This window comes from Streptomyces sp. NPDC050617 (genome assembly GCF_040654795.1).
Lineage (GTDB): Bacteria > Actinomycetota > Actinomycetes > Streptomycetales > Streptomycetaceae > Streptomyces.
This window is the reverse complement of sequence record NZ_JBFAIS010000051.1, coordinates 16,371-29,719: the sequence shown is the minus strand read 5'-3', so window position 1 is coordinate 29,719 and position 13,349 is coordinate 16,371. Positions and strand designations below refer to the sequence as shown.

General features: G+C 69.9%; 11 protein-coding genes. 1 reads left to right on the top strand and 10 read right to left on the bottom strand.

The annotated features are described in order from the left end of the window. Positions 1-146 precede the first annotated feature (146 nt). A complete protein-coding gene (locus AB0I49_RS37210) occupies positions 147-449 on the top strand; it encodes a hypothetical protein (RefSeq protein WP_363231654.1) in 303 nt (100 codons plus the stop codon). Positions 450-697: 248 nt separating this feature from the next. On the opposite strand, the gene AB0I49_RS37205 is transcribed toward AB0I49_RS37210, so the two are convergent. The 10 genes from AB0I49_RS37205 to AB0I49_RS37160 form a co-directional block, all read right to left on the bottom strand. Further along, positions 698-1,558 carry a carbohydrate-binding protein gene (locus AB0I49_RS37205; protein WP_363231653.1) on the bottom strand — a complete coding sequence of 287 codons (861 nt, stop codon included), beginning with the start codon at positions 1,556-1,558 and terminating at the stop codon, positions 698-700. Positions 1,559-1,612: 54 nt separating this feature from the next. Further along, on the bottom strand, positions 1,613-2,473 hold the full coding sequence (locus AB0I49_RS37200; RefSeq protein WP_363231652.1) for a helix-turn-helix domain-containing protein: 861 nt from the start codon (positions 2,471-2,473) through the stop codon (positions 1,613-1,615). A gap of 76 nt (positions 2,474-2,549) precedes the next feature. Further along, entirely contained in the window at positions 2,550-3,107 is a 558-nt protein-coding gene (gene mug / locus AB0I49_RS37195) for a G/U mismatch-specific DNA glycosylase (RefSeq protein WP_363231651.1), read from the bottom strand. A 1-nt stretch (position 3,108) separates the two neighbouring features. Then, complete coding sequence (gene purB, locus AB0I49_RS37190) at positions 3,109-4,542, bottom strand: adenylosuccinate lyase (RefSeq protein ID WP_363231650.1); 1,434 nt, start codon at positions 4,540-4,542, stop codon at positions 3,109-3,111. 91 nt (positions 4,543-4,633) lie between these two features. Next, the gene (locus AB0I49_RS37185) at positions 4,634-5,425 is read right to left on the bottom strand and encodes an SGNH/GDSL hydrolase family protein (protein WP_363231649.1); all 792 of its coding nucleotides are present in this window, start codon (positions 5,423-5,425) and stop codon (positions 4,634-4,636) included. Positions 5,426-5,475: 50 nt separating this feature from the next. Continuing rightward, positions 5,476-6,927, bottom strand: a complete 1,452-nt coding sequence (locus AB0I49_RS37180; protein WP_363231648.1) for a S41 family peptidase — start codon at positions 6,925-6,927, stop codon at positions 5,476-5,478. Positions 6,928-7,143: 216 nt separating this feature from the next. Further along, complete coding sequence (locus AB0I49_RS37175) at positions 7,144-8,103, bottom strand: aminoglycoside phosphotransferase family protein (protein ID WP_363231647.1); 960 nt, start codon at positions 8,101-8,103, stop codon at positions 7,144-7,146. A 29-nt stretch (positions 8,104-8,132) separates the two neighbouring features. Then, positions 8,133-8,573, bottom strand: coding sequence for a GNAT family N-acetyltransferase (locus AB0I49_RS37170; RefSeq protein ID WP_363231646.1), 441 nt, complete (start codon positions 8,571-8,573; stop codon positions 8,133-8,135). A gap of 446 nt (positions 8,574-9,019) precedes the next feature. Further along, entirely contained in the window at positions 9,020-10,444 is a 1,425-nt protein-coding gene (locus AB0I49_RS37165) for a hypothetical protein (protein ID WP_363231645.1), read from the bottom strand. Next, positions 10,441-13,341 (bottom strand): DUF3962 domain-containing protein, encoded by a 2,901-nt coding sequence (locus AB0I49_RS37160; RefSeq protein WP_363231644.1) that lies wholly within the window; start codon positions 13,339-13,341, stop codon positions 10,441-10,443. The genes AB0I49_RS37165 and AB0I49_RS37160 overlap by 4 nt, the downstream gene beginning before the upstream one ends. Positions 13,342-13,349 lie beyond the last annotated feature (8 nt).

Genomic DNA, 13,349 nt, shown 5'->3' with positions numbered 1-13,349 from the left:
CTACGACAAACTCTCCGTCCGCTACGGAGCGACAGTGCTGGTCGCAGCCCTCAACGAATGGCTATGACCAGCACTTTCACAACACGCCCTAGGCCGCGCTGGGCGAACGCGGCGTCAGGCTGGGATCGGCGGGGGCGCTGCGAGCCGTGGTGGGCTGCGGGATCTACCTCGCGCTGCTGGCCGTCCTCGCCGCGGGCTGCGCGGCGCTGCTGCGTGGCCCGGTCCTCACGCTCGGCATCCTGATCCCGGTCGTCTGCATCGTCTCGCCGGTCCTCGGCGACCTGACCGGCGGCGTGGGCCGTTACCTGCCGGACCGGGCGGGCCAGGCGGTACTGCACACGGTCTCCTCCGACGGGCTCGGGGCGTGGCCGGGCCTGGCGGTACTGGCCGGATGGGCGGCGTCGGCGGCCTTCGCGGGGTGGCGCGCACTGGAGCGCCGCGACGCGTGAGCCCGCCGCGGGCCGCCGGAGCCCGCCCGCATGGCCCGCGGCGCCGGCTGCCGGCGTCCTCCGCACGGCCCACCCGGCGTCCGCCGCACGGCCCTCCGCCCGTACGGCCGTACGGACTGCGGCGTCCGCCGTCGCCGCAGTCCGTACGCTCCGCGCGGCGCTCGACGCCGGTGCTGTCCGCAGGGCGCGCGACACCGGGCGGCGCCCCCTCGTCACACGGGAAGGCGTGGGGGCGCCGCCCGGCGCGGTCAGACCCGCTGCCAGAGCGCCGGGACCGCCGGCGGCTCCCACCCCGCGCGGGCCGTGTGGGGCTGGAGGCACCGGTAGCCGGTTCCTCCGTAGGTGACCTGGTCGCCGGCCTTGTAGTCGGCGCCCTCGGCCCAGGTGCCGCCCGGCTGGCTCGGGCCGCTGGTGGGCTCGCCGGTCGGCTGCGGCTGCTGCCGGACGTTGAGGACGAAGTCGTACGTGCCCTGCTTCGCCGAACCGTCCTGGCGCACGTTCATCAGCAGCGCCGGGTTGAAGATCGAGTCGGTCTGGTTGCGCGGCTCGCCCGGGAAGTACAGCTGCGTGGTGAGGATGCGCTGGTTGGGGGCCTGGACCTTGACGTGGATGTGCCGGGTGCGGCCGGGGTAGAGGCCGGGCACGATCGTCTCCAGCTTGAACGCGCCGCGCGCGTCGGTGAACTGGTGCCCGCGGAAGCGGAAGCCGGTGTTGTCGTACGCGCCGTTCACGTCCGCCTGCCAGAAGTCCAGCAGGGCGTTGGCGATGGGCCGGCAGGACAGCCCGAAGACGTAGCCGCTGACCGTGAGCCGGGTGCCCTTCGTGCCGGGCTCCAGGAGCGATGCCCGCAGCGGCGAGTTGGGCTTGAAGTAGGGGCCCTCGGTCTGCTGCGGCGTCGGGTCGTCGCCGTCGTCGCAGTACGGGGTGGGTACCAGGGGTTCCTGCGTCGTCTTCGCGTCGCGCGCCAGGGCCACTCCGCCGAGCACCATCGGCAGCGGCACGGCCGCCAGGGCCACCTTGAGCAGCTTCTTGCGGGTGATGCCCGTCGCCTGTTCCTGCTGTCTGTCCTGCCCGTCCTGCCCGTCCTGCGGTGCGCGGTCGTCGTCCATCGGGGCCCTCCTCGTCCGTCGTGCTCGTCCGTCGTGGCCGTTCCGGCAACGAAGTTAGGCGGGCAGCCCGGAGGGGTCGATGGACTCGATGCGGCGAACGTGGTGATTCCCACTGGCCTCGCGGCGGAAGTCGCCGGGGCTGACGCCGGTCTCCCGGCGGAAGAAGCGGCAGAAGTAGGCGGGGTCCGCGAAACCCGCCTGGCGCGCCACCTGGCTGACCGTCAAGTCGGTGCTGGCCAGCAGCCGCTTGGCCTCCAGCGTGCGGGCCCCGCGGATCAGGCGGCCCGGAGTCAGCCCGGTGCTCTGCTTGACCGCCTCGTTCAAATAGCCCACGGAGACGCCCAGTTGGGCGGCGATCGTGCCCACGGACTGCTCGGCGGCGCCGGGCAGCGACAGCAGTCGCGTGAACTCCTGGGACACCATCGAGGCCCGGCCCGTCTCCGTGCCCGGCAGTCGCGCCCCGGAGAGCCGCACCGCGCGGGTGAGCAGCACGTGCAGATGCGCCTGGAGGACCGAGATGAACCCCTCCGCCCGCTGGCCGAACTCCCGGCGCATGTCCAGCACCAGCGCGGTGAGCCGGTTCGCCTCCTCGCCGTCGAGGCAGAGCCAGGGGCGTTCGCCGAGCCTGCGCAGCAGCTGCCGGTCCCCGCCGTGCCCGAGCAGGAAGTCGTCGGTGAACAGGATCACCCAGCCGCGCAGCCCCGTCGCCCGCTCCCAGTAGTGCACCTGGCCCGGGGAGATGAGGCACAGGTGCGGGGGCACCAGCGGCAGCCGGGCGAGGTCGACGACGTGGTGCCCGGTGCCGCCGGTCACGTACGCGATCTCGTAGAAGGTGTGCCGGTGCGGGAAGTCGGCCCGCGACATCGGCCCGATCGTGTCGAAGGACCCCACGGCGAACGGCAGAATCCCAGGCATGGGCACGTCAAGTCGATGCAGCGGGACGGGCCCGTCCGCCGCAGGCCGCGTCTCCTGCGCCCCTCGCGTCACCCCATCAGAGTACGACGGCGGAGCGCAGCCGTCCGTACTCCTCCGCCATCGCCTCCGGCGACCAATGGGCGTTGAGGCCACTGGGGTTGGGCAGCGCCCAGATCCGCGTGGAGCCGATGGTGTGCTCCTGCGGACCGATCTTCGCGCGCTTGTCGTCGAAGGCGACGCGGTACGCGGTGACCCCGACGACGGCCAGCCACTGCGGGCGCAGCCGCTCGACCTTAGCCGCGAGGACGCGCCCGCCCTCGCGGTACTCCTCCGCGCTCAGCTCGTCGGCCCGCGCGCTCGCCCGCGCCACCACGTTGGTGATGCCGAGCCCGTACGTCAGCAGCTCCGCCTCCTCGTCCGGGCGCAGCTGCCGCGGCGTGAAACCGGAGCGGTGCAGCACGGGCCAGAAGCGGTTGCCCGGCCGGGCGAAGTGGTGGCCCGTGGCCGCCGACATCAGGCCGGGGTTGATGCCGCAGAACAGCACCCGGAGGCCGCTCGCGACCACGTCCGGGACGAGGCGGTCACGAGCGGCTTCCAGCTCCTCGGGGGTGAAGCGCCTGCCGGGGGAGCCCATGTCAGAGGATGGAGCCCGGCGCGTACGCCGCCGCCTCGGGGCGCTGCTTCGCGATCTCCTCGATCCGCGCCACCACTGTCGCCACCTGGTCGGCCGCGGCCCCGGTGAACGACAGCTTGTCCGCCATCAGCTCGTCCAGCTGCGCCCGGTCCAGCGGAATCCGCTCGTCCGCGGCCAGCTTGTCCAGCAGCTCGTTGCGCTCCGCGCCCTGCTCGCGCATGGCCAGCGCCGAGGCCACCGCGTGCTCCTTGATGACCTCGTGCGCGGCCTCCCGGCCGACCCCGGCCCGCACGGCCCCCATCAGCACCTTCGTCGTGGCGAGGAACGGAAGGTAGCGGTCCAGCTCACGGGCGACGACCGCCGGGAACGCGCCGAACTCGTCGAGCACGGTCAGGAACGTCTCCAGCAGCCCGTCGAGCGCGAAGAACGCGTCCGGCAGCGCGACGCGGCGCACCACCGAGCAGGACACGTCGCCCTCGTTCCACTGGTCGCCGGAGAGCTCCCCGGTCATCGAGGCATAGCCGCGCAGGATCACCATCAGGCCGTTGACGCGCTCGCAGGAGCGGGTGTTCATCTTGTGCGGCATCGCGGAGGAGCCCACCTGGCCCGGCTTGAAGCCCTCCGTCACCAGCTCGTGCCCGGCCATCAGCCGGATCGTCTTGGCGAGCGAGGACGGCGCGGCGGCGAGCTGCACCAGCGCGGTCACCACGTCGTAGTCCAGCGAGCGCGGGTAGACCTGGCCGACCGAGGTGAAGGCGTGGGAGAAGCCGAGGTGCTCGGCGATCCGCCGCTCCAGCTCGGCGAGGTTCGCGGCGTCGCCGCCCAGCAGGTCCAGCATGTCCTGCGCCGTGCCCACCGGGCCCTTGATGCCGCGCAGCGGGTAGCGGGACAGCAGGTCCTCCACCCGCCCGTACGCCACCAGCAGCTCGTCGGCGGCGGTCGCGAAGCGCTTGCCCAGGGTCGTCGCCTGCGCCGCCACATTGTGCGAACGGCCCGCCATCACCAGCTCGGCGTGCTCGCCCGCCAGCTTCCCGAGCCGCGCCAGGACCGCGACGCTCCGGTCCCGTACGAGTTCCAGGGAGAGCCGGACCTGGAGCTGCTCCACGTTCTCGGTCAGGTCGCGGGAGGTCATGCCCTTGTGCACGTGCTCGTGGCCGGCGAGGGCGTTGAACTCCTCGATACGGGCCTTCACGTCATGCCGGGTGACCTTCTCGCGCTCGGCGATCGAGGCCAGGTCCACCTGGTCGAGTACGCGCTCGTAGTCGTCGAGCGCGGCGTCCGGCACCTCGATCCCGAGGTCCTTCTGGGCGCGCAGCACGGCGAGCCACAGCCGCCGCTCCAGCGTCACCTTGTACTCGGGGGACCACAGGACGGCGAGCTCCGCGGAGGCGTAGCGGCCGGCCAGGACATTCGGGATGCGGGGCTTGGCAGTCACAAGACGTCAGTCTACTGGCGGTTTACGCAGGCCAGCGCCCCGGCCCGAGTTGTGCGTTGCTACGAATGGCCGGTGCCGCGAAGACGCGGTGCTACGAAGGCGATCCGGGGTCCGGCGCCTCGTAGGGCAGCAGCTCCGGGCGCTTGGCCGGGCGGCCGTCCCCGGACGAGCGGCCCGTGAGCCGCCGGCCGATCCACGGCACCAGATGCACGCGCGCGAACCGCAGGTCCGAGCTCCGCCGCGCCGCCCAGCCGGGCCGTACGTACGGGGGCAGCGCCGCGTTCCAGTCCGACTCCGCCTCGTGGCCCAGCGCCTGCCAGACCGCCTCGGCCACCCGCCGGTGGCCCTCGGCGTTCAGATGCAGCCGGTCGTCCGCCCACAGCCGGGTGTCGCCCAGCGCCTCGGAGCCGTACAGGTCCACGACCAGCGCGCCGTGCTCCTCGGCCAGCTCGTCGATGAAGGAGAACAGGTGCTCCATCCGCGGCCGGTACCGCTCCAGCACCGGTCCGCGCCGCCCCGGACTGCGCATCAGCACCAGCTGCTTGCAGCTCGGCGCGAGCGTCTCGACCGCCTCGCGCAGCCGCCCGCACACCGCGTCCACGTCGCACCCCGGCCGCAGCACGTCGTTCAGCCCGCCGACCAGCGTCACCAGATCGGCCCCCATCGCGGCGGCGGGCCCCGCCTGGTCGTCCGCGATCTGCCCGATGAGCTTCCCGCGCACGGCGAGGTTGGCGTACCGGAAGCCGGGCGTACGAGCCGCGAGGCGGGCGGCCAGCAGATCGGCCCAGCCGCGGTACGAGCCGTCCGGCAGGGCGTCCGACATGCCCTCGGTGAAGGAGTCGCCGACCGCGACAAAACTGGTGTAGGTGGCATTCATGTGCATGGCGCGGGCGATCCTACTCCGGGTCGGCCGGGGGATCGCGCCGCGGCCTCTCAGCGCGGGGCGCGCCCCGTCAGGAGATCGTGAGCCCGGTTCAGGGCCGAGTCCGGGCCGTGCTCCAACTCGGAGTCGGTGAACACGGGCGTACGGACGTCCGGCGGGATGCCGGTCACGTCGAAGCCGCGGTCGCTGTCCGGCGCGGTGGTGAACTGCTCGTTCGGCAGACTGAACCGCCAGCCGTTCGGCAGCACGCGGTCCAGCGTGTCGGAGAAGGCGCCCTGGGTGTTCTCGCCGACGCGCGTGACATGCGGCGCACGGCCCATCAGCGCCTGGGTGAACGTCTCGGCGGCGCTCACGGAGGTGATGCCGGTCAGCTCCGCCACCGGCCCGGTGAAGCGGGGGCTCTTCGCGGGATGAACCATGACCGGCTGCGGCCGGGTGAAGCGCGCCGGGTCGTCCGGGTCGTTGCGGGCCCGCTTGGCGTACGCCAGGTAGGGGCGGTCGGTCAGCCGCGACGCGATACGCAGGGCGAGCGCGTCGTCCCCGCCGCCGTTGAGCCGCACGTCGAGCACCAGCCCCCGCATCCGCTCCGGCCCCTTCGTGTGCGCGGCCGAGAACACCACGTCCAGCGCCCGGTCCAGCTCCGCCTCTTCCGCCGCGTAGCCCGGCTCGTCGCTGTAACCGTCGAACCCGTCGATCCGCAGATAGCCGATACGGTCCGGCAGCTCGGCATACGCCACATGCCCCCGCGCCCAGGTCCGCACCGGCGGCAGCTCACGGGCCAGGGCGGCGGCCACCCGCTCCTTGAAGTCCTTGAAGTCGGTCGGGGTGCCGGGGCGGCTGCCGTGGTAGCGGTGCTTCTCGTCCATGACGAGCGAGGTGTGCGCGTCCCGGAGCGGCTCGATCATCTCCCGCAACACGGAGAACAGCTGCTCCGGAGTGGTCCGGCCGGTGACCCGCGGCCGGTACCGGTCCCGCTGCGCGTCCCAGTCCACACCGTGCGCCGCGAAGAACGGATAGTTCTCCGCGTACGTCCGCCAGAACACGTCGAAGACGGCGCGCGGGTCGTCGGGCGCCTCTTCGCCGCAGCGGGGCGGCAGTGCGCCGATCCGCCGCAGCTCCAGGTGGCCCACACTGCCGTCGTATCCGAGCCGGGCGCGGCCGGGACCCTCGGGACGCACCGTCAGGCCGCTCGCGTCGTCCTGCTCGAACCGCACCGAACCGTCCGCGCCGGGCCGCCCGACGGCGGTCGCGGTTTCCGGGTCGGGCAGGCAGCTCACCGAGGTGGTCTGCCAGGTGCGCAGCCGTCCGTGCTCGATCTGGAGCACGGCGCCGTAGCCGTCGGTGCGCCAGACGCCGTCCAGCCGCGTCCGCGCGGCGTCGCTCCGCCCGGCGTCGCTCCGCGTGACCGCCCCCGCGGCCGGTACGGCGGCCCCTGCCGCGAGGGTCGCGGCGAGGGCGAACACGGCGATGCCCGCGTTCGCTCCGCGTCGGAATCGGTGCATGAGATCAGCCTCCTGTGCAGGTGCCCGGCAGCCGCAGGAGCTTTCGGCTCTCCGGCTCTCCGGATTTCCGGTTCCCCGGATTTCCGGCTTTCGTTTTCCGGCGAAACGCTATGGAGGTTCGGCGGCCGTCGGAATCCGGCGGGCAGGAGGGACGTTCGGGGGCTGTCCCCATGGCTGGGGGGAGGGGGAGGGACCGGGGCGGCGGTGTCGGCGGTGTCAGCCGCCGGCCGGAGCCGCCGCCCCGGTCAGCAGCTCGGCCGTCTCCAAGTACGGGCGTGCCGCGACCTCCGCGCCGTGGTCCAGCAGATACAGCCCGGTCGATACGCGCTCCAGGAACCCCCACTCCCAGATCGCCCGCGCGTCCACGCCCGTACGCGCCGCCAGCAGGGCGCAGTACGAGCGGGCCGGGCCGACGGCGTCGCCGGCCGCCAGCAGCTCGGCGCACCACCCGCGCAGGACGACGCCCAGGTCGTAGGCGGGCTCGTCGACGAAGCCGTTGGGGTCGACGAAGACGAAGCCGGTCTCCGCGCCGGAGCGGGGCGCGGTGGCGCGGAGCGCGTTGCCCGGGTGCGGGTCGCCGTGCACGACGACGCACCGGCCGGGGTCGAAGGCGGCGGCCCGGCGGCCGGCGCAGTCCAGCGCCCGGCCGATGACGCGCTCCGAGCACGGGCGGCCGAGGCCGTCCCACAGGCGCTCGACCATCACGGCCAGCGACCGGGCCTTGTCCGGCCTTGGAGGAGTCGCTTCGAGAGGCGGCGCGAGCCAGGCGCGTCGCAGCGTGGCGCAGAGGATTTCGAGCTGCCGGGACGGCGGGAGACCCAGCTGGTCGAGGGGCGGCCCGAGCGCCTCCAGGAGGAGCGCGTGTCGTTCGGCGTCATGGGCCAGCAGGCCGACGTACCCCTGCCCCTCGGCGCGTCGAAGGGTCCGCGGCGCGCTCGGGAAGTCCGGGTCCGGAACGGCGAGCTTGAGCACGGCGGCCCGGCCGTCCCCGGTCCGTACGCGCAGGACGTACGCGCTCGTCGCCCGGCCCAGCGGCTCGCCGGCCGTGAGCGACCACCGCCGTTCCAGCTCCGCGACGAGGCTCGGCAGGCCGGCCAGCCACTCCTGCCCGCGCCTCCCGAGCCGCAGGGCCTTCGCCCGTACGACCGGCGGTACGTCGATCACGGGCCGGGGCACGGGAGAAATCCGCGGATCATGAACTCGCCTCAGCCCGTCAGGGTCTTGCGCAGGTGCACCTTCGCGTGGTCGCCGGGGAGGCCCCCGTTGCGGCCGAACTCGGTGAAGCCCTGCCGTTCGTAGAAGCCGGGCGCCTGGAAGGTGAAGGACGAGACGATCGCCCGGTCGCAGCCGCGGCGCACCGCCTCCGCCTCGGCCGCCGCCATGATCCTGCGGCCCCAGCCGTCCCCGCGGCAGTCCTCGCGCACCCACACCAGCTCGATGTCGAACAGGCCGCCCCAGGTCCACCCGGTCAGACCGCCGGCCACCTGTCCGTCCGCGTCAGTGATCTTCACCGACAGGGTCTCGGCGGCGTCCGCGCCGGCGGTGGCATTGTTGTAGGCGATGAGCCCGTCGTTCAGGCGGTCGCTCAGCTCGGTGTCGAGGCCGCCGACGGACAGGGTCGGACGCGGGGCGTGTTCGGTGGTCATGCCGCGGAGCATGCCAGCCCGTACGGCCTTTGAGCACGCGAATTTAGACCGGTGCCGGGGGCTGTGCTCGTGAATCACCCCGAATTTCGGCGGAGGGATGGTATTTGACCTGCGGCGATACTGGATTTCGTGTGCTTTTCTACGGCCCAGGAGAAGCCCTTGGTGACCGCTATTTGCCGATCCGACTGGCACGTTGTGGCACGACCTCCCGCGGTGAAAGGAAGGAGTGGCCGAGAGTGTGCTGTGTCGAGGTCCTCGCCGGAGCTGTATGCGGTGTACTTGCGAAGTGGGGCAAGACGCCCGGTGCGGACGAGTCCTCTCCACGGTTTCCCATGCGGGCCACTCCGCTGTGGGCGTAGGGCCACACGCCCACAGCGGAGTGCGCTTCCGGTGGACAGCGATGACGCCGGAAGTAGGCGCGATAGCCCGTGGTCCGGGTTTTGCTGTCAGAGCAGACTGTCGGCTAGTCGTTGACCTCCCGTCGGGGTGTCGCTCCTGCCTGCCGCGCGCCTGTCACGCATGAGGGTGTGCTCTGTGTCAACCAAGCGAGGCGTCAGTTTGAGAGCGACCTCCTCCGTAGGGTGGAGGAGAGCGTCATCACCGATCTCCGCCTTCCAAACGCGGTAGTCCAACTCGGAGTATGCGGGATTAATTCCAATCTCCCCCTTGGGAATGGTCCCGTTGAAGGGTAGGGAAATGTCCATGTGATTCCAGTAGTTCCATGCCTGGATGGCTTTGTACTCGTCGAAGAAGTGGTAGAAGTCCGGGTATCGACGGAAGCGGCGAAGCTCGCGATGAATGAGATGCCCCAGGAGTGGGCCGAAGGATTCCGCAATGTGGTTGAAATCCCATCGAGTGTGGCGCCTTTGATTGGAGATCCGTTCCGGGTTGAGGAAGCGTGCTGTGGCCAGGTAGCAGATGCGCGCCGTGAGGTGAGCTCGGGCATGTGTTGGCTTGATGGTTGGGTCTACCTGGTTGAGGAGCTGCTCCAGAAGTGCGAAGCTGGGCCGGAACCGGGCGAGATCGAAGTGGCCTGCTGTACCAGGGAAGCCTTCAAAGAGTACTCTCTTGTAGAGCCAGTTGTTGAACTCGCCACGTTCCGTGAGTTGCTGGGTGCATTGCGATCGGGAGTACAGCATGAGGTATTCCGACAAGGCCTCGAAGTAGACGTAGCCCAGAACGGGAAGCCGGGGGATTGCCTCAGACAGGAGCCGCGGAAATGCCTCGTGTTCAGCTGGTTCCGGTCGTGACGCGATGGCTTCCGCCAGACTGAGGAAGTCTGCTGAATTTTTCACCCGATTTGCCACCGATTCGCGGAGTTCGAACCGCTCTCTGGGCCCTAGGAGATATTCCAAATTTAGGTAGTTTCGCAGGTGGATTGAGCCCAGCCTGAGGTAGTCGATGCCGAGCAGCCCCCGGTAACCGTGGCGTGGGACGGTGATTTCCAGGACAAGCGGTGTCGTGATCCTGTCGGGGAGTTGAGACCGGGTTTGAGAAGCGATTGCCTCCCTGGTGAGGATGTACTCGGCAAGGTTGTGCATGCGGAGTCCCCCGGCGGCGGGAGTGAGCGGTGCGCAGTAGAGGCTGCCCACCAGACAGCCGCCCGACGGTCGGATTGTGCCGTGTCTGACAATGCGGTCGAAGGCCTGGGTGACATGGAGCAGATGCAGGGTGGTTCCGGTGCGCAGCGAGTTGAACATGGCGTTGTCGCTCAGCAGGCTGCCGTTCGGGGCCTCTTCGGCCAGGCGCGCATTCCACATCGCAGTCTGTTCGGCGAGTGGGTTGGGGCGGCAGATGTTTACCGGCCCCACGGGCGATGAGTAGGAAACATGGGCGTCGGCCCACATGTCGTGCAGGTCCGGGTAGTTCATGGGGCGATCACTCCCAAGTCGAAGCAGAGCTGCACGGCTGCATCGTCTTGATCCGGATCGTCCGGCTCTGTTGACTGGCTCTGTGCAGTGGGCAGGACGTATTCACTGGCCTTGCGAGCCAGATAGAGAGGAAGCGGTAGAGCAAGTAGGGGCGCCCGGCCGGGTGACTGCCGCAGCCGGTGGGTAAGGGCAGCCCACAGTTCTGGGTCGTCGTTGGCCTGGCACCCCGCTACGGTCACCTCCAACAGCTCAGGATTCCAAGCCAGTTTGTCCGTGTCGATCGTGATGCCGGTCTTGCCTTTCCTCGTATAGGTGCGGAGGGCCCAGCGCGATGCCTTGACGGACACGTTCGCGCCAGGCCCCGCCTTTTCGCCGGAACTTCCGAACACTCTGTTCTCAGAATCGCTGTCCGGTGGCTTCCACAGACCGGTGGCGATGCCGAACCGCTCGCTTTCCTTTCCGTCGTCATCGGCCCCCTCTCTATAGCCCCACCACTGGGGGGTTTCGGAACCGGTGTTGTCCCGGACCCGGACCAGTCGGAGACCGGGCCCTTGGATGCTGAGGCGTTGGGCCCGTTGGCCATCGAACTGGATCAAGTCCCGCTCGATGTGAACGTTTTGTAGCCATGGCCATAGTTGACGGGTATTCTGCGCGTGAACCAGCAGCAACGTCGGACGGTCGCGCAGGCTGAACAGGATCTCCTGGACGGCGTCGGCGACAACTCGCCTACGCTGTGCGGTGAGGCTGGTGTGATCCCAGCCGGTAGTGGCGCCTTCACTGTCCTCCGTTCCCTCTGGGGTGGTCGGGTCGTCTTCCGGCGGTTCCTCGTCGTAGGTATCCGCTGTCGGTAGTTCCGCCGATTCAGCCAGGCGGATCAGGAGCACTGGGTACGGAACCCATTCGCCGGTTCTGCTGTCCCAGCCAGCGATTCGTTCCCCAGCGGGCTCGGCGGAGCGGACACGGATGGCGATGGGTACGAGGTCCGCTTGCCGAGTTGGGCTGTCTCGGCGCCGTTTGACCAGCCACAGGGCGGCATACTGTGTATCTGCGGAAATGCTCTTGCCGAGTCCGTGGTCCGGTATGGCTCGCTGACCGAGTTGACGGAAACCGTCCGCCCAGCACGATTCGAGCTTCTTTGCCCTGGCTGTCTGCGCTTCGGAGGGTTTGCCGGTCGCCCGGCGGGGCTTCACCATGAACTGAGTGACCCGCCCCGCATCCCGGAACCCCAGGCGCAGGGCGAACTTGGGGTCGGTGGTGCGTGGGGCGTAGACGTCCCGATGATGGATCTCCACCAGGGCCAGCGAAGGGCGACCGCTCTCCGGTGCGGCGGGCAACCGCTGTACGACTTCCTCACGACGGCTCGCGATGGCGGCATGGAGGGCTTGCGTCTTCCACAGTCTGTCGGCTGCGAGGTCCAGACCGTCGGCAAGCCCGCCGACTCGCGTCATGCGCAGATCCACCGCCAGTTCGGGTGTTCGCCAGGAGAAGGTTTCCCCGGCGGCCGCACCAGCTTTCCCGGACGGTTCCTCTGTTGCCGTCCCGGTGAGGCCGAGAACAGTGATAAGCGCTTGCACGCCTGCGTCTCTGATGGGTTCGGTGAGCCAGAGGAACTCCACCCTCAGGGGATCGCCTTCCAACAGTTCGGCCATCTCCCGACGTAGTGCGGTGGATTCCTGTACAGCTGCATCGAGGGTTTTCTCATCGTCCTTCGCGGTCTGTCGTCGCGTTTTGAGATGGCGATTGGCCCGTACGTGGGCCGGGGCCCGTACCAGCCCCTCTGGCAGGGCGCTTTCGAACCACGCGGTGAGTGGCACCCGATCTCCGGGCATCAGCCCAGCCTTTACACCGTGGGAGCCCATGGGCGAACTATGCACCACGGCGGCGGTGATTCCGTTGGAACCGGTGAGCCAACCGGTCGGGTCGGCGGTTAGGCTGTCCGGCTCGGGGAGTGCTTGTCGGAGCCGGAGCTGGGAGAGCATCCCGTCGGGGCCACCTGCCTCCCAGCGCCGGGCGCGGAGTTCGCGGTCGTACCTGAGGCGCCCGACGGAGAAGCGGGCAGAGGCCCAGCTTTCCGGACTGTCGGAAATCCAAGGTGCGTCCGCCAGGAGGTAGACGGATGCGTTGCGACGCGGTGGGAGATATAGACCGTGCTCACCCGTCCGGGTCGCCCACCGCCGTACACCGCAGCGCAGGTGGACCCGAGGTTCAGGAGAGAACGGCACCGTCTGGAGCGTCAATGTCAGCAGTGCCGAGAACCACCATGTCGTTCCGTCGCGGTCCTCGTGGCGGTCGGGCGGCCAGGAGAGCAGTTCAGCGCCCCGGTCGGTGGGCCGCCGGGCCACGCTGCGGAACTTCAACAACCCGCCGGCGTACGAGAAGGGTTCCTGTCCCAGTGCCAGGTTGGCGAGGGCGTCCGGAAGCAGCTGGTAGAGCCGTCCGTCCGGTTCCGCCGTGCCGCCGGGAGTCAGTGCCCCGGACAGCATGGGGACCTGACGAAGCTTCCAGCGGAGTTCATTGATGTGCAGCTCGCTGAGCACTGTGCGGACTGCCTGCCGGTGCTCCGACTCAGGGCGCAGGTCTCGTACCCACGTGCGCATCAGAGTGGTGAAGACGTCCTGAGGCACCGGCCTGCGAGCGTACAACCAGGGCTCGTCGTGTGAGACGTCGAGCCACTTCGCCACCGAGACGACCTCGGGTGCCAGTGCCTGGAGGAGTGCGTTGAGGCGTCCGACCGGAACCCCGAGGCAGGTCTCCGGCCGTTTGAATCCCAGGCGGTACAGCTCGAGGAGGAGCTTTCTGAGGGGCTGAGGGAAGGACAGCGTGTAATAGGGCACCGTCCACTCGGCATCCGGGGCAGGCACGTATCCGGCGAGTCTGATGGCGTCGTAGCGGATCACGGGGCTCC